The sequence below is a fragment of the Mesorhizobium captivum genome (assembly GCF_033977165.1).
Classification (GTDB): domain Bacteria; phylum Pseudomonadota; class Alphaproteobacteria; order Rhizobiales; family Rhizobiaceae; genus Mesorhizobium; species Mesorhizobium captivum.
In genome coordinates, this window is record NZ_JAVIJB010000013.1 from 118,914 (window position 1) to 137,813 (window position 18,900).

Consider the following 18,900-nt stretch of genomic DNA (forward strand, 5'->3'; position numbering starts at 1 on the left):
CAGTGAACCGCTCCAAGGCTGAACGGACGAAAAATCCGGTATGAAGATTCCGAAATCCATTCTGATCGATCCGGAGGCAAACAAGGCCTACGGCGCCTTTGCCGTGGCGGTGTCCGTGCTTGCCTTCGCCTATTCCAGCAATTTCGGCCAGGTCATGATCCTTGGCTACTACGCGGTCTGGCTGCCGCTGCTCTTCGTCGACTACCGGCGCTTCACGTGGAATCTGTCGAGCGCCTGGCTGCCGATACTCTTCGCGGCCTATGTCTGCCTGTCGGTCTTCTGGTCGCAGGCGGCCGGCATCAGCGCGCGGGCCGCCGTGCAATATTCCTCGCACATCGTCTGCGCCTATATCGCGGCCCGCACCATCAGCGTCCGGACGCTGGTGCTGGGTTCGTTGATCGGCATCTTTTTCGTCCTGCTCTACTCACTGAAAGTCAACGCTTACGCGCTCGACATCATCGACGGCACCTTCAATTTCGTCGGCGCTTTCACCTCCAAGAACCTGGTCGGTTTCTTTTCGTCGCTGGGAATCTTTTTGTCCTTCGTCTTCCTGATGTTTTACCGGCGCAACTGGCTGAGCTTCTTCTGGACCGCGCCGATCATCCTGATGTCGGCATACATGCTGGCGATCTGCCATTCGGCGACGTCCGTCGCCTCGCTGCCGGCGGTGCTCGGCATCGTCGTCTTGCTCACCATGAGCAGGGTGCTGTCGCGGCGCTACCGCCGCGTGCTGTTCGTGGTCGGCGGCGGCGCGCTGGTGGGCGGCGTCGTGGCCGCGCTGAACCTTGGCCTGCTGGACGTCGTGCTCGGCATCTTCGGCAAGGATTCGACGTTGACCGGCCGCACCTATCTCTGGCAGCAGGGCTGGGAGGCAGCGCAGTTGCACCCACTGCTCGGCTACGGCTATGCCGCCTACTGGGTGCAAGGCTTCGCCGATCCGGAACGGTTGTGGGCGGAGTTCTACATCACCACCCGCACCGGCTTCCACTTCCACAACACCTATATCGAGACCCTGGTCGAGATCGGCTTCGTCGGTGTCACCATGCTGGCGCTGGTCATCTTGCGCGCCTTCTACGGCCATATATCGAAGGTGGTGTTCGGCGCATGGAACGCCGATTCGGTGGTGCTCGCCGGCGCCGTCGGGCTGATGCTGATCCGCTCCTTCTTCGAGGTCGAGATCCTCGGCCCCTACTTCATGGCCTCCTTCATCGTCTATTTCGGCCTGTTCAAGCTGAGCCCGATGCCGGTTGCCCGGCGACGGCGGGTCGTCATCCCGGTCCAGGATGAAAAGCCGGCCGCCGGCCACATGCCGGCCCCGGTCTGACCGGCTGCAACAAATTCCAAGGAAAAGTGTGGGGCAGTCTTCCGTTCGGAAAAGCTGAACCGCTTGTAAGGTCTGTTGAGATTCAGGTCAGGCCGAGCCGAGAAAGGTGGCTTCCGAGAACCGGAGCGGAGCGTACTTGAAGTACGTGAGCACCGGCCTACGCCGGCCGTAGCCTTAATTAACTGCCACGCCACTCGTCAGCGCTTCGGCCGGCGAAGGCCGAAAGCGGAGGAAGTCGCCGTTCGCAGGCCGGCATCACCTGAATATCGAAAGACCTTAGGCCACCGCCCGCGCGCGCTGCATTTGCCGCTGCAGGAAGCGGCGCAGCGGCTCGTCATAGATGCGGGTGGCGATGTGGGCGATGGCGATAACCGCCGCAGCCATCAAGAGGCCGAACCAGGGATGGTGCGCGAACGGGTCGACCGATACCGCCTTGCCGGCTCCGGCGATGATCATCAGCATCGGCGTGTGGATTATGTAGATCGGGTAGGAGATACGCCCCAGCCAACCATAGAAACCCGCCAGCTGCGGAGCGGTCGGCGCCACGGCGCCGGTCACCACCATGACCGGGAAGACGATGGCGACAGAGGCGAGATCATAGGCGACGCGCGCGCCGCCCGCCGGTGCAATCGCAAAGACGATCAGCGTCAGCAGAATCGCGGCCTCGACCCGCCAGCCGCGCCGCAGGAAACCGAGGCTGTCCTGGTAACGCGCCATCGACCGGCACAAGAGCACCCCCAGGAAGAAGGAGAACGACACGCGCGGCAGCCCGCTGATGATGGTCTTGCCGGTCATGCCGAAATCGAGTGTGCCGGCGAATGCCGAGGCGACGATCAGCAGCACGAGGCTGACGGCGATCAGTCCCGTCAGCACGCGTCTCGACAGTAGGAAGAAAACGGCGACATAGGCGATGTTGACGATCAGCTCGAAGAACAGCGACCACGAGGCGGGATTGAGCGGAAAGATCGTGTGGTAGGCCTCGCCGACCAGCGGAATGAAGAGCATGCCTGTGGTGAGCTGCGTGCCGATCTCCGACAAGGGCATGTATTCCGCCGGAATCAGCCTGTTCTTGACCAGCAGGTAGAAGAAGCCGAGCAGCGTGCCGGCGAGATAGAGCGGATAGAGGCGTATCAGGCGGATGGCCAGGAACGTGCCGAAGCCCATGCCGTTCTCGATCTTGCGGTCATAGGCATGGGCGATGACGAAGCCGCTGAGCAGGAAGAACAGGTCGACCGCGAGATAGCTCGACGGCAGCACCTTGCCGTCGGCCAGGAACGGCGAGAAGTGGTAGAGCATCACGCTGATCGCCGCCACGCCGCGGATGGCGTCGAGGTTGAGGTAGACGTGACGCGGAGCGGCGGGCTGCATTCTATGCCTTCAAGCGGTACAGACAGATCGCTCGCCCGCGCCTTGGCGCGAACGAGCCCGGCTTGTTCCTCCCGCCTCCGTGCCGGGCCGCGCTGAGGCGAGGCCCGAGCTCGTGGCGCTATTGGCTGGCCGTCGGCGCCAGCTTGACCTTGATCACGTCGCCCGGCAGCACCGGCGTGTCTTCCTTGGCGTCGATCTCGCTGGTCTTGCCGTCGGCAACGCGCAGCAGCGAATAAAGCAGGGTCGGTTCCTCGCTGCCGGTCATGGAAGCCATCGTCGCGGGATCCGACGCCTGTGCGATCAGGCCCTTCTGCATGGCTGTCCTCAGCGTCGCCTCGTTGAGGTCCGCCTCGGCCTGCTGCCGGCTGGCGGCCAGGTTGGAGTTGAGCGTGTTGCGGGCATCGATGGCGTCCTGCTCGGCCTTGCTGATCGACTGCTTGGCGGTGAGGACCGCCGTTTCATAGTCCAGGATCTTGCCCTGCAGGTCGGCCACCGACTGTTTCGAATCGAGCAGCCGCGCATTGGCGACCAGGCCCTTCTGCGCCAGCGGACCGATGCTGGTGAGCTGCTGCTGCGCCAGGTCCACCTGCTGCTGTTGGTTGGCGATCTTCTTCTCCAGCGATTCGATTTCGCCCTGCAGAACCCCTTTCAGGTCGTCGAGCGCGTCGAGCTTCAGCTTCAGCGCCTTCTGGTCGGCCGTCAGAATCTGCATTTCGTCGGCGACGATCGCCTGCACTCTCGGATCGCCCTCGACCTCCTTCGGCACGTTGAAGCTCGCCTTGCCGGCGAGGTCCGCATCGATGCGGGCGCGCTTGATGATCAGCCGCAGCCGCTGGTCGTCATAAATATCGAAACTGCCCTTGGCGGTGACCAGGTCCTTGCCGAGCTGAGGGCCGTAATCGGCGCTGCGCCGGATGCCGCCGGCGATGCTCAGCGCCTTCAGCACGGTCAGGTCGGGCACATAGGGAAACTGGCCGGGGTTCTGCACTTCGCCCGAAATGTAGAACGGCCGGAACTGGGCCATTTCGACCGAGGCTTCAGGCTTGTCGGGCAGGGCCAGCTTGCGCTGCAGCGCAAGCCCGATCGCGGTAGCGACCTCCGACGTCGTCTTGCCGGCCGCCTGCATCTCGCCCACGAAAGGCACCGAAAGCGTCCCGGCGGGGCCGACCGAGTAGTCGCCGTTGATCGCCGACCAGTCGCGGAACGTGCCGTCGACGGTCTGCCATTCGGCGACGCGGATGTTGAGCTTGTCCTGCGGGCCGAGCCGATAATCCTCGGCCGCCGCCATCTGCGGCGTAAGCAGAGACATCGCAAGCGCCGCGGCCGTGAATCGACCGGGCGCCCTGGAAAGAAGACTGCAGGCGAAAGACAGTCCGAAGGGGTGTTTTTTCAAATGAACGTTTCCGATCCGCTTTGGCCCCATCCGCCCGATGAGATCACTGCCGGATGCCTGCCCCGAGTTCGGCGGGGAGGCCCGTCGGTCAATAGCTGCCGCGCGACATCCACACGGCTGGCACGGTCTTGACGATGATGCGAATGTCCTCGACCATCGACCAGTTCTCGACATAGTGGCGATCGAAGGCGACGCGCGTGTCGTAGGACACGTCGTTGCGTCCGCTCACCTGCCACAGCCCGGTAAGGCCGGGGCGCGACTTCAGATAGTAGACGGCGGCGCTGCCGTAGATCTCGAGCTCGTCGCGCACGACCGGGCGCGGTCCGACCAGGCTCATGTCGCCCTGCAGGATGTTGATGATCTGCGGCAGCTCGTCGAGGCTGAGCTTCCGCAGTACCTGGCCGACCCGCGTCACACGCGGATCGTTCTTCAGCTTGCGCGTCGCCAGCCATTCGGCATTGGCGTCCGGATTGGCGGCCAGATGCGCCGCGAGCACCTTCTCGCCATCCTGGACCATTGTGCGGAATTTGAGGCAGGCGAAGATCCGTCCACCGCGACCGATCCGCTTGTGGCCATAGAAGATCGGGCCGCGGTCGGAAAGCTTGACCAGCAGCGCGACCATCAGGAAGAGCGGGCTGAGCAGAATCAGACCGGCGAGCGAACCGACGATATCGAAACTGCGTTTGAGCAGACCGCCGATGGGGGGTGGAAAATCAATGCCGGCCTGCGAAAAACCCGCATTGGCCGACTTGGCGACGTCCCTCATGCAAAAGCTCCATACGTTGAACGGATGGTTTACGGCACGATACCAAAAAAATGTTGCAGCGCAACACACAATTTCCCATCAGCGTGAAATGTTCGCGTCATGAATTGACTAAATAATAAACCTGCCGTGCCCAAATTTTGGCCTTTGTGGCATGTTTATGACAAGGTGAGAGAAATTTCGGGAAATGTAGTGCGGGTTTTGGGCGGTTTCTGGGCAGTCCGTTCTTTGCTGCAGACGAACGACGGTTGCGAAGCCGCCGAATCACTCGTTCTGGTAAGTTATTCGCGTAAAATACTATTTAATGTTTTGAGTTCTATTATCAGGGATTTGGCTATGGTGAATAGGTGGCGGTGCCGGAATGTGCGCCGCAGCATGGCAGAGTCGATCTCGCAAAACCGTTGGAAATCACTTGCGCGTGCCCTTGCTGCAAAGGTCTCGCCTTAATAGAGTCGCAAACTGTTTCTGTCATAGTTTGGATGGGTCAGAAAGGCCGGAAGCAACCGGCCGAGTTGGGCAGCCAGAAATAGCTCTTTGGCGCAACGGGGAGTCACGCGGGTGGGTAAGTCACAGCTTTTGCATGCTTGTGTCGGTTGACGGGCCGACGAGCATGTCTTTACCAAAATTCATCGTCGGGATGATATTCGCGCTCGCGATCGTGGTCGGCTGGTCTTACTTCGACGGCGCATCGCTTGGCACCATCATCATGCGTGCCGTCATTTGCGCCGTGGTCATTCAGGTGGGTTATTTCCTTCTGATCTACGCCATGATTGCCAGGAGCGGGCCAGTGCCCGCCGACAAGAGCCGAGAGGCCGACCGCGGCATCAAGGTGGCCGAGGGCGAAAAGCTAAGCGCCAGGCGCGGCAGCCTCCGCTGATCGTTCACCCGGCGCCGGGAGCGGCGCATTGTCGGCCAATACCTTGTCGGCCGGCGTTGCGGTTTCCCGTTCGGCTCGCTCGCCGGAGAGCATTCTGGCCAGCCGGCTGCCGGACTTTGCCTTCAGCCTTTGATATTGCCCGACCTCGACGATGCGCCCGCTCTCGATGGCCACGACCCAGTCGGCGAAAGCGATCATCGACGGTCGGTGCGCGATGGTGAGGATCGTCATCTGGCCGCGCAGGTCTTCGATCGATTGGGCGATCAGCGACTGATTTTGCCAGTCGAGCGCGCTTGTCGCCTCGTCGAGGATGAGCAGCAAGGGTTTGCGCAACAGCGCCCGCGCCAGCGCGATGCGCTGGCGTTCGCCGCCCGAGAGCCGGACGCCGCGGTCGCCCACTACCGTCTCCAGCCTCCGGTCGAGCCGCTCGACGAAATCGGCCGCATGCGCCTTGCGCAGCGCAGCCCAAAGCTCCTCGTCGCTAGCCTGCGGCGCAGCCAGGCGCAGATTGGCGGCGATCGTGTCGTGCAGCAGGAACACGTCCTGCGGCACATAGGCCACCTGGTCGCGCCAGGCCCTGCGGTTCTTGGCAGTGATCTCGACGCCATCGGCAAGGATCGTGCCCTCGGTCGGCTCGAGCAGTCCAAGCAGCATGTCGGCGATCGTGCTCTTTCCCGAGCCGGACGGACCGATCAGCGCCGTCACCTTGCCGGCGGGAAGGCCGAAGGTGATGCCTTCGACCACCGGTTTTCCGTCGCCGTCGCCATAGGCAAACAAGACGTCGCGGACGTTGAGGCCGGTGTCGAGCGACAGCCTGGCGCCATGTCCGGCATCGCCCGGCAGCGTCTCGCGCTCGGCGTCGAAGCGCGCCTTGAGGGCCTGCATGGCGGTATATGCCGGCAGGTTGATCAGCATTTGCTGCGCCTGCACTTGCATATCCATGAAGCGCGGCGCGACCCGCATGAAGACCAAGAGCAGCACGACGATCTCGGCGAGCGACAGGTGAAAGCGCACGAGCGCGATATAGATGAATAAGCTGAGCCCGATGACGCTCGTCACCTGGAACAGCGCGGTACCGATGGTGCTGTTGCGGACATAAGCGATGTTGTCCGCCTTCATCTTCTCGAGCGTCGCGCGGAGCTGCGTGAAATAGCCCGCCTCGACGTTCATGCTCTTGGCCACCTTGATGCCGCTGAGGAATTCCGAAACCGTGCGGTACTGGTCCTGGCGGCTGCCGGTCAGCACGCGGCCATAGGCGGTGGCGCGCGCACGGAAGGGCTGCAGCGCGACGAACAAGAGTACGCCGATGAGGATGGCGAAGGATGTCATCACCGGTGAGATGAACAGCGAAACCACGAGATAGCCGGCAAGCAGCAGCGCCGTCTGGGCGAGCATCAGCAGCGAGAAGGCGGCCGCCTGCACCCTGTCGATGTCGCCGGTCAGCGCATGGTCGAGGTCGGAGCTGCGCATGCGCGTAAAGACGCCCCAGCGCGCCTTGCCGATGCTCTCGAACAGGTTCATGCGCACGCGGTTGACGAAGTCATAGAGCAGCCGCGCCATGTAGAGCGACTTGAAGCGGTTGAACATCGCCTGCAGCGCCACCAGGGCGACGAGCAGGGCGAGCACCGTCGCCAGCGACAGCGTGCCGCCGGGCGCCACCCAGCGTAGTGCGTTCGGCATCCGCACAGCGAAATCCTGATCGGCATTGCCGATCAGGTGCAAGAGCGGGATCAACAGCAGGATCGAGAGCCCCTCGGTCAGGCTTCCCAGGATCAGGAAGGCCACCGCCGTCGCCGTGCGCCGCCCGCCGATATGCGCCATCACGCCGCCGAAGCCGGCGACATCCCGCAAAAGCGACAGGCGAAGTTTTGAGGACCGGGCCATGCCTCTCATCACCTTGTTTGCGCGCCGGCCGCCAGATCGCGCTCGATCAGGTCGACGGCTTCATCGATCCGCTCCAGCCCTGCCGGCACTTCAAGCCGGCAGACGCCGATCCGAGCGGCAAGCTGCGCGCATTGACTGAGATGCGTGGACGCGAAATCGCCGACCAGCGCCTGTCGGCCAAACCGGGTGACGTAGGAGAACTTGATGATCGCCGGCAGGGCGCCGGCGCCCGGCAGCGGCGTAATCGCCGCCCGCTCGCCGCGCTCCAGCACATAGATCCGGGAGGCCTTCACGGCTTTGGCGGTAAATCCGTCATGCAGACGATGCTGCGCCTTCTCGATCTGCGGATGCACCTGCGGCCGCACCTCCGCTTGGCCTATGCGGATGGCGTCGGCAGCGTCCGCTGCAAGCTTGAGCTGCGGAAAACCGGGCAGAATCATCGGCCGTGACGGGTGGGACAGATCCAGCGCCACGACATCATCGGTAAGCAGAAGGTGACCGGCGCGGATCATCGCGCCCGCCGTGGTCGACTTGCCGGCGCCTTTGTCGCCCATGAAGATCACGCTTTGGTCACCCACCGCGACCGCGCTGGCGTGCAGGATGAGCAGACGGCGCTGATGCAGGGCAAGCGCCAGCACGGGCCCGAGAAGCGGGAAGGCAAGCAGCGGATCGTCGATCCCAGGCGCTGCATCGACATCGATTCGGCCGGCACCGCTGATCCTGAATGTCCCGATCGCCTGCCACGAAAGATATTGATGGCTTTGCTCGAAACGGAAGGCCGTGGCGTTCGGCAATGCGGCCTCCGGAAAATCGATCGGCCCGACAGCAATCTCGATGTCCGGCGTTGCCGGCGCAGTCGGTTCCAGTTCCGGTAGAGCCACTTCGGACCCAATCGTCAGACCGTACGCCTTGTAGAAGCGACGGACGCGTCCATTCGGAGCGGCCGCTTCGGGTCTTGTGGGAAGAGAAACGGCCCGAGGGTTCACGCAGGGTCTCCACCCTGCTGGACCTGCCGCAGCCACAGCGACAGCGAGGCCGAACGCCAGATATGTTGGACATCGGGCAGCGTCGCCTGCTCGGGCTCCCGAAGCATGCGGCCATAGGCGGCGTTCACCTCGGGCAGATTGACATAGGGGGCGATCAAGTCGCTGTCCGACACCAGCAGCCTGTCCAGGAGATCGCGATGATTGACGATCATGCCTTTGACGAGGTTTGCGGTAAAATCGATCTTGTCGCGCCGCCACTGCACTACGGGCGGCAGAATGCCGTGCATGGCTCGGCGCAGCACAAGACGGCCGAAGCCGTCCTTGAGCTTTTCCTCGCCAGGCAGCGCCAGGCAGAACTCAACGAGCGGCTTGTCCCAGAACGGGTAGCGGGGCTCGATGCCGAAATTGGCGGCGGCCTTGTCAAGAACTTCGAAAGCGTGCGGCACCAGCCCGGTGGACAGAAGCCAGCGGTGCGTCAGCGCTTCGCTGGCACTGACGTTGGCCGGCATGTAGCCGGCGCGGTGGAAACGTTCGGCGAGGTCGGTGCGCCTGGCTAGCTCCGGATTGACCAGTCCCGCCCAGGCCGAGCGCGGCGCTTGGAATGGTCTGTGCCGCAGCTTGCCGAGAAAGCGTTTGGCCATCGCCCTCATCCTGGCGATCCGCCAGGCCGGCCCGTAGATGCTCAGGAACCTGAAATACAGCGACAGCATGCCCTCACCATAGGTGTTGGCGGCGCTGTGCAGCTCGCGCCATAGCGCCAGCCATCGACCCGCCTTGGCGAGCTCATGCAGCAGCCCATGCCCGTGCGAAACGACTTCGTCGCCGCCATGGCCGTCGAGCAGCACCTTCACCCCTTTGGTCTCCGCGGTCCGGTAGATGCTGCGGGTCAGCGACAGGCCAGGCGCCAGGAAAGTCCCTTCCTGTTCCTCCAGGATGCGTTCGAACTCGGCGAAAGGCGCGTAGTTGCCGATGGAAATCATCGTGCCGTCGAGCCGGTGGTGACCCATCACTGCATCGATGAACGGCTTCTCGTCCATCGGTGAGCCCTTCTCGAAGACCAGCGAGAAGGTCTTGAGCTTCGGTTTCCGCGCCGCCGCGGCTTGCAGGCCTGCCAGGCAGGCGATCGAGGATGAATCGAGGCCGCCGCTCAGCATTGCGCCAATAGCAGGGGTGCCGCGCATCCGGTTTTGCACCGACCGGTAGAAGAGATGCCTGAATTCTTCGGCCGCGTCCGAGCGCAGTGGCTCTGGCGAAGGCTCGATGTGCCAGTACTGACGAAGCGTCACCTGGTTGTCCGTGACCGTCAGGGTATGGCGGGCCGGCAAACGGAAGATCTCGGCATAGTGGGTCGACTGTGGATCGTCGGGCAGCCCGGCAAGGAATCCGGAAATCTGATGCTCGCTGATGCGTGTGTTGACACCCTCCAGGGCCAGCAGCGGGCCGATCTCCGAGGCAAACGCGAAGCGCCTGGCGCCCGCGTGGTAGTAGAACGGCTTGATGCCGAAATGGTCGCGGGCGCAAAACAATGCGCGGCGCTCGGCATCCCAGATCGCGAAGGCGAAATCGCCTTGCAGATAGGTCGGGCAGGCCTCGCCCCATTTGAGATAGGCGCGCATCAAAAGCTTCGCGTCGGCGGCCGTCGGATCGCGTATGCCGAGCCGCGCCAAAAGCTCGTCGCGGTTGTCCAGCCGGCAATCCGCCGTGACGGCGAGCTTGCCGCCGGCCATGGTCAGCGGGCCGGGACCGTCCTCGCCCGTCGTGTCGAGCCAGGCATGGCCAAGCGCCACGCTTCTGTCCGTCCACCATGAGCTGCCGTCGCGGCCCCGGTGGCGCATGCGCGCCAGCATCTGCTGGATGTCGGCTGCCGCGGCGGGCCTGCCGTCTTGCCTCAGCAGAATTCCGGCGACCCCGCTCATGGCCTATTGCCCGTGATCGACGAGATGGGTGAAGCCGTGGATCGAGCCGCCGAGCACGATGTGGTTGCCGCTGACCAGCCAGGCATGCGCCTTGAGCTCCGCGCCGGTGTCGCGCCTCACGCCGATGCGGATTTTCGAGGCGCTGCCCTGGCGAGCAAGCAGATAGTGGCCGGACAGCGCTTGGGTGAGGCAGCTGGCGCCGGGTACAAACCGTGCGGCAGCGGCGACGCCCCATGCGATGCGCCGCAGTTCGGCGATATCGGCGTCATCTCTCGCCTCCAGCCGCGTCACCAGGCCACGCACATGGTTGTAGGACAAGATGGTCAGTCCCAGCCGCACGGCACTGACCACTGCCAGGCAGCGCATGAGAAACAGCACCTCCGCGCCGCTCAGCGAGAGGAGCCTGGAGCAATTCCAGGAAAAGTGTGTAACGGTTTTCCGTCCGGAATTGCGCAAAAACAAATAGTTACGCCAGTTCCTCATGGTGGAGCCTCGCAAGCCCGGCTTCGATCAGCCCGCTGAGCAAGCCCTCGACATCGGCCTTGCAGCGCTCCGTTTCGACGTCGTAGCGCGTCAGCACCGCGCTTCTTATGTCGAGGATCGATCGTGGCTCCTGGATCAGCTCCCAGATGTAGGCGCCGACGCCGTTCAGGCTGTAGTAGATGTTGGATTTGAGATGGAGCAGCGCCAGTCCGTTGCCGAATTCGCAAGCCACCGCATCGCCGGTCGCGACCACGCGGTCATGGTCCGATGGGTTCCAGTGCATCCTAAAACCTCATTGTTGAACGCTACGCGTCTTCCGACCTGGACCGGGATCGGTTGCCTGCGATCGCCCGGCCAGTAAGTCGGGGAACTGGTCCCCCGGCCCATCTAGCTAAAGAGGCGTCCGGAGCCCCAACTACGACATGCCGGACGCCTTAACCTTCAGGAGAAGGTGAGATCGCCGACCGGCGTATGCGCGGGAAATGCCGCGTCAAGAGCCGTCGTGCCTGAGGCACCCTGCGTGATCGTTTCGATCGAACCATGAACCGTCAGGCTGGGGGTCTCGTATTCCTGCTTTTCAACATTCTGTTCCATTCTACTCTCCGATTAAGACTGGAAGCGGCTTCAGAATGCCGCCAGCATATTGCTATGCTGCGTTGCAATTGCTGCATGGCAACATTTATGAGTCAAGCCTGATTTACCGGGTGTCAATCAATTCTAGGTTGCGGACATATTCTGCAGTGAACAAACCGTAGGCATCCCGTAATCGGGCGCGCCCCGCGCGAGAATTCAGCGACGGATATTTGCCGCATAAATAAGTCTATGATTTTATTGCGATAATTGTTCGCTCGCGAATGCCTATTTTATAGCCGGGAAGAAATTGCTGCAAAGAATGCGGCTTATTGCTGCACGTCGGCACAGCCGGGGCCTGTCTTCAAAAGTGATCGTTGCGCCTCTCATTTGAACGCTGTGGTTGCAGGAAGGGGCCGAGCGCAGCGAGTGACTAGACGGCCGCGGCGATTTTGGCGATGCTTTTCTTCGCAGCTGCAGTATAACAGCCGCGGGCGGTTTTTGCGGAGAACGACATCGGGCATGGCCGTGCAGGATGCTTCCTATGACAGGCTGCGTGCGGCCGGCTGCGCCGACGAAGTCGCCTATGTGCAGGCCTGTCTGCGGCTGTTCTTCAGTCCGGCCGCAGGGGCCGCCGACCTTGGCGGCACGCCGGCTCCGGCAATCTCCGTGGCCAACGTCGCCGACATTGCCAGGTTGAACAAGGTCGCGGTCTTCGTGCTCAAGGCTCTGGCGCGCGGGTCGACCGGCGTCGCGCCACCCGGATTGCCCTCATGGCTCGATGGCTATCGACGGCGCACCATGTCGATGAACGCCGCCTGCATCGGCGATTCGCTCGCCATCCATCAGGTGCTGCGGGGCAGGCAGATCGACTTCGTCTTCCTGAAAGGTCCGCTCCAGCAGCATGTGCTTTATGGCGATCATTTCATGAAGCCGTCCGGCGATGTCGACATACTGGTTCCGCCGGCGGGCTTTGCCGCCGCTCGCGAGGCCCTGCGTTCGGTCGGCTACGAGGTGGCAGGCAAGTCGCGCTCGGTCTGGTGGGTGCGCTTCCTCGGCGAGCAGCATATGGTGCGCGGCGACGGGGTTCGGGCTGTCACGGTTGATCTCCACCATCGGCTGCAGCAACCGGGTTCGCCGAGCCCGCGCGACATCGACGGCTTCCTGCGCCGCAAGCGCGAGGTCGAGGTTGCCGGAACCGCCATGCCGCTGATTTCGGCGTCCGACATGTTGCTCTTGTCCTGCATCAGCGTGGCCAAGGCCTTCTTCAACCGCGAGCCCTGCGCCGGCTATGTCTGCGACGTCAGAGCCGCGGCCAACCGGCTGAGCGAAGCCGAGCAGCAGAAGGTGCTCGACCACGCCGCCGAGCAGGGCCTGGCGGATACGCTGCTGCTTGGTCTGCGCGCGGCCGATGTCCTGCTTGGCGGCGCCGCCACGCTGCTTTCGGATCGCGCCACCCGCATCCTGGCGCGCATCGAAAACGCCGATCTCTTCCACATGGTGATCGCGCCCTGGCTGTCGTCGTTGCACTGGCCGCAGCGGCGAGCGGTGCTGTGGGAACTTTGCGGCCGCGAGCCGGTGCGCTATCTGGCCGAGGCCGGCTGGGCGGCCTCCGCCGATCTCAGCCGGCGCATCTTCGAGCGGCCGGCCGCCTTCGCGCCGCGAGGCAACGGATGAAGACCGGTTCGGCATTCAACATCATCGGCGGGCTGTCAATCATGCAATCGAAAGGTGAACCATGTCCGTGACGACCCCCCGGGTCTGCGTCATCATCGCCGCCCGCAATGCGGCGCGGACCATACCGGTCGCCATCGCTTCGGCTTTGCGCGAGGCGGAGGTGGCGGAAGTCGTCGTGGTCGACGACGCCTCCAGCGACGACACCCAACATGTTGCGCGCGCCGCCGATGACGGCAGCGGCAGGCTCAAGGTGATGCGCCTCGACGTCAACCGCGGCCCGTCTTCCGCCCGCAACGCCGCGATCAAGGCCTCCACTTCGCCCTTCATCAGCATCCTCGACGCCGACGATTTCTTCCTCGAGGGCCGCTTCCACCGGCTGTTTGCCAGCGCCGACTGGGATTTCGCGGCCGACAACATCATGCTGATCAGGGACGACGCCGCGGCCGATCCCACCAAGGTCGCGGCGCCATTCTTTGCGCCCGAGCCGCAATTCCTCGATTTCGAGCGTTTCATCGAAGGCAACATTTCGCGCCGCCGCGTGCTGCGCGGCGAACTGGGCTTCCTCAAGCCGGTGATCAGCCGGGCATTCCTCGAGCGTCACGGACTGAGCTATGACGAAAACCTGCGGCTCGGCGAGGATTACGAGCTCTATGCGCGCGCGGTCGCCTGCGGGGCGCGTTTCAAGATCATCAAATCCTGCGGCTACGGCGCGATCGTTCGCGCCGATTCGCTGAGCGGCCGCCACAGAACTCAGGATCTGAAGCGGCTTGCTGATGCCGATCTGGCGCTGCTTGCGCTAGGCAACCTGCCGGAAGGCTCGAGGGCCGCATTGCGGCGCCACGAGCGCCATGTGCGCGACAAATACCGGCTGCGTAATTTCCTCGACGTGAAGGCGGAGCGCGGGCTGGCGTCGGCCGCCGCCTATGCCTTCGCCAGCCAGTCCAATCTGATCCCGATCGTTCGCGGCGTGGCCGCCGACAAGCTGGACGCGCTGTTCCGCCGCGCCGGCATTGCTGCAAAGCAGCAAGTGCCGCCGATGCGCTTCCTGATGTCGGCAACAAGTGCCGCAAAGGAATGATCGGGCAAAGGCGCTGGAATCGGGACCGTTCCCAAAAAAATCCGCTTTCCGAAACTACGAGGTTGCCTACTTACGCTGAGAATGGCACTCTATGTTGCGGTGCAGCAATTTCGAAAAGGCCGATCGGATGGCTTCGATTTTTGGCTTCAGATCCAGGGACCCGGCCCGCGACCGGCAGACCGATCTCCAGCGTTTCGACCGTCTGGCGAAGCTCTTCGACCAGATCGGCGCCGAGATCGAGGCGGAAAAGGCCGGGCTGGAGAACCGCTATCGGTCGACGGCCACCAACGCCGCCTTCCTGGTCGAAGCAATGGAGAATGGCTCCGCGTCGACAGATAAGTCGTCGGACGTCAGCGCCATGACCGGCGCGATCCTGAACTACGAGCGGCGCATCGCCGAGCTCGCCCGCCAGAGAGGTTTGATGAAGGAACTGCGTCATTCGCTCGACGCGATCGTCGACGATGGTGACGATCGATCCGGCTCTCAGGTCGGACATGCGGGCTCCGCGGCAAGAAGCTGACGGCGCAGCGAAAGCGGCGCCGTCATCAGTAGAGACATTAGAGGAGTTCAACGGGCAGAGGATCAGAAGCGGCTCGCCGGAGGCGGGCCGGGAATGACTTTGGGTTGGGGCGGACAACACAAGGTGAGTTTGTTATGAACGCAGAGTCGAATAACACGATAACCGCGGCGGCTTGCGGCAGGCCGCGCGTGCGCTCGAATAGGCCGGGGAGCCCTTGGCTTGGCCTGGCAGGCGCGCTGTTTGCGGTTGCAGCTGCTTTTGTGGCAGCCCCGGCGCATGCCCAGGACATGCAGAGCGCGCCGTCCTTCGTCGACAATTTTTCGAGCTTCGATCGTTCGCGCTGGTACGTCTCCGATGGTTGGAACAACGGCAATCATCAGAATTGCACATGGTCGAAGGACCTTGTCCGGCTTTCCGACGGCGTGCTTTCGCTGAGCTTCGAAAAGCGCAAATTGAAGGACCGCGAGTTCGCCTGCGCCGAGATCCAGACCAAGCAGCGCTTCGGCTACGGCGTCTATGAGGCGCGTATGAAGACGGATACCGGCTCCGGCCTCAACGCCGCCTTCTTCACCTATATCGGGCCGCAGGACAAGAAGCCCTGGGACGAGATCGATTTCGAGGTGCTGACCAAGGATCCGTCGAAAGTCCAGGTCAACAGCTACATCCAGGGCAAGCCGAAGAACGGCAAGCTGGTCGATGTCGAGGGCGGCGCCGACAAGAGCTTCAACGACTATGGCTTCGTCTGGGAGAAGGACCGGTTGCGCTGGTATGTCAACGGCAAGCTGGTCAACGAGGTGACCAATCCGGACGAATTGCCGACCAATCCGCAGAAGATATTCTTTAGCCTGTGGGGCAGCGAAAAGCTGACCAACTGGATGGGCGCCTTCGCGGACCCTGGCCGCAAGGTGACCATGCAGGTCAAGCGCATCGCCTTCACCGCTTTGGGTCAACCGTGCCAATTCCCGGAATCGCTGGCATGCACCATGACCAACAGCAACTAGGCATGATCCCGAGCCGAAGGTCAGCGCGGCGAAAAGAACCGGTTTTTGCTGCACCGACCTTCGGTTCGGATAAGATCATGCGCAACATCTAGGTTCCGTGCAGGGCCTGGGGGACATCTGAACTGGCCGGGCCGTTTTGCGGCCCGGCCTTAAACAGGAATAGAACCAAATGAATTTGACGGTGTTTGGAATTGGTTATGTCGGTCTCGTCCAGGCCGCGGTGCTCGCCGAGGTCGGGCACGAAGTGGTGTGCGTCGACATCGACGAAGCGAAGGTGGAGCGGCTCAATCAAGGCCTCATCCCGATTTTCGAACCCGGGCTGGAAAGCCTCGTCAAGGAAAACCACGCCGCCGGCCGCATCCGCTTCACCACCGACGCGGCCGCCGCTGTCAAGCACGGTCAGATCCAGATGATCGCCGTCGGCACGCCGCCCGGCGAGGATGGCTCGGCCGACCTGAAATACGTGCTCGCCGTCGCCGAAGCCATCGGCCGCGAGATGGACGCGCCCAAGATCGTCGTCGGCAAATCGACCGTGCCGGTCGGCACCTGCGAGAAGATCAAGGCAAGGATCGCCGAGACGCTGAAGGCACGCGGCCGCGAGGACCTGGCATTCGACGTCGCCTCGAACCCGGAGTTCCTCAAGGAAGGCTCGGCGGTGGCCGATTGCATGAGGCCGGACCGCATCATCGTCGGCACGTCCAGCGAGGACACCGAGGCGGTGATGCGCGAGCTCTACGCGCCGTTCAACCGCAACCACGAGAAGATGATCGTGATGGACGTGCGCAGCGCCGAGTTCACCAAATATGCCGCCAATTGCATGCTGGCGACCAAGATCAGCTTCATGAACGAGATGGCCAATCTCGCCGAGCAATTGGGCGCCGACATCGAGGAGGTGCGCAAGGGCATCGGCAGCGATCCGCGCATCGGCTACCACTTCATCTATCCCGGCCTCGGCTATGGCGGCTCCTGCTTTCCCAAGGATGTGCGCGCGCTGATCAAGACCGCAGAGGGCGTCAAGTTCGACGCCAAGCTGCTGCGCGCCGTCGAGGAGCGCAACAACGCGCAGAAATCGGTGTTGTTCGAGAAGGTAGACCGATACTTCCATGGCAATCTCAAGGGCAAGACGTTTGCGCTCTGGGGGCTGGCCTTCAAGCCGAATACCGACGACATGCGCGAGGCGCCTTCGCGCACCCTGATGGAGGCGCTGTGGGCGGCCGGCGCCAAGGTGCAGGCCTACGATCCCGAGGCCATGCAGGAGTGCCAGGCCGTTTATGGCCAGCGCGAGGACCTTCTCTTGTGCGGCACCAAGGAAGCCGCCTTGCGCGGCGCCGACGCGCTTTTGATCTGCACGGAATGGAAGAACTTTAGGGCTCCCTCCTTCGACGCGCTCAAGGACGCGCTGACCACGCCGGTCATCTTCGACGGCCGCAACCTTTACGACCCGAAGGTCATCGCGCGCTACGGCATCGAATACCACTCGATCGGCAGGATGGCGGCATGACGTGTCCGCGGCCAGCTTCCCGCCAAGCGGCTCCGGCGAACGACAATGGGGCCGGCAATGATTGGGGGCCGACAATGATCGCGCGCGTTTCGGGAAAGGGTTCGATCTGATGGCGCTGGACGTTCAGCCCGAGCAAATCGCCAACGAGCATTTCGATCTCGTCGTCATCGGTTCCGGTTTCGGCTCAGCCTTTTTCCTGCATGAGTTCTTGAAGCGGCGCAAAGCCCGCGCCCTGGTGCTGGAATGGGGCCGCCACAACACGCATGAATGGCAGCTCGACCAGAACGCCAACACCGACATAGACGACGAGAGCACCTACAAGACCGACAACGCCGACAAGCCGTGGAACTACACGATCGGCCTTGGCGGCGGCACCAACTGCTGGTTCGCGCAGACGCCGCGCTTCCATCCCAACGACTTCAAGCTGAAGAGCACCTATGGCGTCGGCAACGACTGGCCGATCAGCTACGACGAACTGGAGCCGTTCTACAGCGACGCCGAGGAGGTCATGTCGATCTCCGGCGATCCCGACATGGCGCGGATGCTGCCGCGCTCGCGGCCGTTCCCGCAGCCGCCGCACCGCATGTCGACGCCGGACCGGATGATGAAAGCGGCGCAGCCGGAGCAGCATTTCGTCATGCCGACCGCCCGCGCCCGCGTGGCCACGGCGCAGCGTGCCTCGTGCTGCGCCAATCTCCGGTGCTGGCTGTGCCCGGCGGACGCCAAGTTCACCGTCAACAACGGCCTGATGCATGTCTTCCAGCACCCCGACGTGTCTGTGTGCCTCGGCGCGGAAGTGCGCCGGCTCGACCATGCCGGCGGCTCGGTCCGTTCGGTCACGTTCCTGCGCAACGGCAAGGAATATTCGGTCAGCGGCGACCTCGTGATCCTCGGCGCCAATGCCATCCAGAGCCCGGCGATCATGCTGCGCTCCGGGCTCGGCGGCGAGTTCGTCGGGCTCGGCCTGCACGAATCCTATGGCTGGAACTACGAGGTCTATCTCGACGGCGTCGACAATTTCGACGGCAGCACCATCACCACCGGCCTGAATTTCGGCCTTTATGACGGCCCGCATCGCGCCGAGCACGCGGCGGCGCTGGTCTATTTCGAGAACCGCTGGCAGCACGGCATGCGCGCCGAGAAAGGGCGGCTGCGGCAGGTGCTGCCGCTGGTCATCGTCACCGAAAATCTGCTCGACCCGGAAAACCGGGTGATCCTCGATCAAAACGAGAATGCCTTCGTCAGCTTCAAGGGCGCGTCCGACTATGCGACCAAAGGCATGGCCAAGGCGCTCGAGAGGCTGCCGTCGCTGCTCGAGCCACTGCCGGTCGAGCAGATTTTCGATCGCGGCATAAGGCCGACCGAATCGCATGTGCAGGGCACCTTGCGGATGGGCACCGGCCCGGCCGACTCGGTGGTCGACCGCGACATGATCCACCACCGGCTCCGCAACCTCGTCGTTGTCGGCACCAGCACCTATCCGAGCTGTTCCTGCGCCAACCCAAGCCTCACCGCCGCCGCACTTTCGCTGCGGGCCGCGGGCCGGCTGGCATGAAGGA

17 protein-coding genes are annotated in these 18,900 nt (G+C 63.2%); 8 read left to right on the top strand and 9 right to left on the bottom strand.

The features are described from left to right. The first annotated feature begins 40 nt into the window (after positions 1-40). Positions 41-1,324, top strand: a complete 1,284-nt coding sequence (locus RFM40_RS13850; RefSeq protein ID WP_320226147.1) for an O-antigen ligase family protein — start codon at positions 41-43, stop codon at positions 1,322-1,324. A 276-nt stretch (positions 1,325-1,600) separates the two neighbouring features. On the opposite strand, the gene RFM40_RS13855 is transcribed toward RFM40_RS13850, so the two are convergent. From RFM40_RS13855 to RFM40_RS13865, 3 genes are all read right to left on the bottom strand, one after another. Beyond that, the gene (locus RFM40_RS13855) at positions 1,601-2,692 is read right to left on the bottom strand and encodes an acyltransferase family protein (protein ID WP_320277684.1); all 1,092 of its coding nucleotides are present in this window, start codon (positions 2,690-2,692) and stop codon (positions 1,601-1,603) included. Positions 2,693-2,810: 118 nt separating this feature from the next. Then, the gene (locus RFM40_RS13860; RefSeq protein ID WP_320277685.1) at positions 2,811-4,001 is read right to left on the bottom strand and encodes a polysaccharide biosynthesis/export family protein; all 1,191 of its coding nucleotides are present in this window, start codon (positions 3,999-4,001) and stop codon (positions 2,811-2,813) included. Positions 4,002-4,173: 172 nt separating this feature from the next. Beyond that, positions 4,174-4,851: a sugar transferase gene (locus RFM40_RS13865; protein ID WP_320226150.1), complete on the bottom strand. Its 678-nt coding sequence runs from the start codon at positions 4,849-4,851 to the stop codon at positions 4,174-4,176. 607 nt (positions 4,852-5,458) lie between these two features. Between RFM40_RS13865 and RFM40_RS13870 the strand changes: the two genes are divergently transcribed. Beyond that, the gene (locus RFM40_RS13870; protein WP_320226204.1) at positions 5,459-5,725 is read left to right on the top strand and encodes an exopolysaccharide production repressor protein; all 267 of its coding nucleotides are present in this window, start codon (positions 5,459-5,461) and stop codon (positions 5,723-5,725) included. On the opposite strand, the gene RFM40_RS13875 is transcribed toward RFM40_RS13870, so the two are convergent. The 6 genes from RFM40_RS13875 to RFM40_RS13900 form a co-directional block, all read right to left on the bottom strand. Then, on the bottom strand, positions 5,696-7,609 hold the full coding sequence (locus tag RFM40_RS13875; protein WP_320226151.1) for an ABC transporter ATP-binding protein: 1,914 nt from the start codon (positions 7,607-7,609) through the stop codon (positions 5,696-5,698). The genes RFM40_RS13870 and RFM40_RS13875 overlap by 30 nt on opposite strands. Positions 7,610-7,617: 8 nt before the next feature. Further along, positions 7,618-8,490: a serine kinase gene (locus RFM40_RS13880; RefSeq protein ID WP_320226152.1), complete on the bottom strand. Its 873-nt coding sequence runs from the start codon at positions 8,488-8,490 to the stop codon at positions 7,618-7,620. A gap of 101 nt (positions 8,491-8,591) precedes the next feature. Beyond that, entirely contained in the window at positions 8,592-10,511 is a 1,920-nt protein-coding gene (locus tag RFM40_RS13885; RefSeq protein ID WP_320277686.1) for a lasso peptide isopeptide bond-forming cyclase, read from the bottom strand. Between the two features lie 3 nt (positions 10,512-10,514). Beyond that, the gene (locus RFM40_RS13890) at positions 10,515-10,877 is read right to left on the bottom strand and encodes a lasso peptide biosynthesis B2 protein (RefSeq protein ID WP_320226154.1); all 363 of its coding nucleotides are present in this window, start codon (positions 10,875-10,877) and stop codon (positions 10,515-10,517) included. 100 nt (positions 10,878-10,977) lie between these two features. After that, positions 10,978-11,277 (bottom strand): PqqD family protein, encoded by a 300-nt coding sequence (locus RFM40_RS13895; RefSeq protein WP_320226155.1) that lies wholly within the window; start codon positions 11,275-11,277, stop codon positions 10,978-10,980. Between the two features lie 158 nt (positions 11,278-11,435). Then, complete coding sequence (locus RFM40_RS13900) at positions 11,436-11,588, bottom strand: lasso peptide (RefSeq protein ID WP_128088895.1); 153 nt, start codon at positions 11,586-11,588, stop codon at positions 11,436-11,438. A gap of 498 nt (positions 11,589-12,086) precedes the next feature. Between RFM40_RS13900 and RFM40_RS13905 the strand changes: the two genes are divergently transcribed. From RFM40_RS13905 to RFM40_RS13930, 6 genes are all read left to right on the top strand, one after another. Then, complete coding sequence (locus RFM40_RS13905) at positions 12,087-13,241, top strand: nucleotidyltransferase family protein (RefSeq protein ID WP_320277687.1); 1,155 nt, start codon at positions 12,087-12,089, stop codon at positions 13,239-13,241. Positions 13,242-13,302: 61 nt separating this feature from the next. Continuing rightward, the gene (locus RFM40_RS13910; RefSeq protein ID WP_320226157.1) at positions 13,303-14,319 is read left to right on the top strand and encodes a glycosyltransferase family 2 protein; all 1,017 of its coding nucleotides are present in this window, start codon (positions 13,303-13,305) and stop codon (positions 14,317-14,319) included. A 127-nt stretch (positions 14,320-14,446) separates the two neighbouring features. Further along, on the top strand, positions 14,447-14,839 hold the full coding sequence (locus RFM40_RS13915; RefSeq protein WP_320226158.1) for a single stranded DNA-binding domain-containing protein: 393 nt from the start codon (positions 14,447-14,449) through the stop codon (positions 14,837-14,839). Positions 14,840-14,973: 134 nt separating this feature from the next. Beyond that, positions 14,974-15,840, top strand: a complete 867-nt coding sequence (gene exoK, locus RFM40_RS13920; RefSeq protein WP_430691668.1) for an endo-1,3-1,4-beta-glycanase ExoK — start codon at positions 14,974-14,976, stop codon at positions 15,838-15,840. Positions 15,841-16,009: 169 nt separating this feature from the next. Beyond that, positions 16,010-17,341, top strand: a complete 1,332-nt coding sequence (locus tag RFM40_RS13925; RefSeq protein WP_320277688.1) for a UDP-glucose dehydrogenase family protein — start codon at positions 16,010-16,012, stop codon at positions 17,339-17,341. A gap of 109 nt (positions 17,342-17,450) precedes the next feature. Next, a complete protein-coding gene (locus RFM40_RS13930; protein ID WP_320277689.1) occupies positions 17,451-18,896 on the top strand; it encodes a GMC family oxidoreductase in 1,446 nt (481 codons plus the stop codon). Positions 18,897-18,900 lie beyond the last annotated feature (4 nt).

What these genes read in the sequence shown, in the direction of transcription:
- RFM40_RS13850 (WP_320226147.1), top strand. Translation starts at nt 41, where the DNA reads ATGAAGATTCCGAAATCCATTCTGATCGATCCGGAGGCAAACAAGGCC.
- RFM40_RS13855 (WP_320277684.1), bottom strand. Translation starts at nt 2,692, where the DNA reads ATGCAGCCCGCCGCTCCGCGTCACGTCTACCTCAACCTCGACGCCATC.
- RFM40_RS13860 (WP_320277685.1), bottom strand. Translation starts at nt 4,001, where the DNA reads ATGTCTCTGCTTACGCCGCAGATGGCGGCGGCCGAGGATTATCGGCTC.
- RFM40_RS13865 (WP_320226150.1), bottom strand. Translation starts at nt 4,851, where the DNA reads ATGAGGGACGTCGCCAAGTCGGCCAATGCGGGTTTTTCGCAGGCCGGC.
- RFM40_RS13870 (WP_320226204.1), top strand. Translation starts at nt 5,459, where the DNA reads ATGTCTTTACCAAAATTCATCGTCGGGATGATATTCGCGCTCGCGATC.
- RFM40_RS13875 (WP_320226151.1), bottom strand. Translation starts at nt 7,609, where the DNA reads ATGGCCCGGTCCTCAAAACTTCGCCTGTCGCTTTTGCGGGATGTCGCC.
- RFM40_RS13885 (WP_320277686.1), bottom strand. Translation starts at nt 10,511, where the DNA reads ATGAGCGGGGTCGCCGGAATTCTGCTGAGGCAAGACGGCAGGCCCGCC.
- RFM40_RS13890 (WP_320226154.1), bottom strand. Translation starts at nt 10,877, where the DNA reads ATGCGCTGCCTGGCAGTGGTCAGTGCCGTGCGGCTGGGACTGACCATC.
- RFM40_RS13895 (WP_320226155.1), bottom strand. Translation starts at nt 11,277, where the DNA reads ATGCACTGGAACCCATCGGACCATGACCGCGTGGTCGCGACCGGCGAT.
- RFM40_RS13900 (WP_128088895.1), bottom strand. Translation starts at nt 11,588, where the DNA reads ATGGAACAGAATGTTGAAAAGCAGGAATACGAGACCCCCAGCCTGACG.
- RFM40_RS13905 (WP_320277687.1), top strand. Translation starts at nt 12,087, where the DNA reads ATGGCCGTGCAGGATGCTTCCTATGACAGGCTGCGTGCGGCCGGCTGC.
- RFM40_RS13910 (WP_320226157.1), top strand. Translation starts at nt 13,303, where the DNA reads ATGTCCGTGACGACCCCCCGGGTCTGCGTCATCATCGCCGCCCGCAAT.
- RFM40_RS13915 (WP_320226158.1), top strand. Translation starts at nt 14,447, where the DNA reads ATGGCTTCGATTTTTGGCTTCAGATCCAGGGACCCGGCCCGCGACCGG.
- exoK (WP_430691668.1), top strand. Translation starts at nt 14,974, where the DNA reads ATGAACGCAGAGTCGAATAACACGATAACCGCGGCGGCTTGCGGCAGG.
- RFM40_RS13925 (WP_320277688.1), top strand. Translation starts at nt 16,010, where the DNA reads ATGAATTTGACGGTGTTTGGAATTGGTTATGTCGGTCTCGTCCAGGCC.
- RFM40_RS13930 (WP_320277689.1), top strand. Translation starts at nt 17,451, where the DNA reads ATGGCGCTGGACGTTCAGCCCGAGCAAATCGCCAACGAGCATTTCGAT.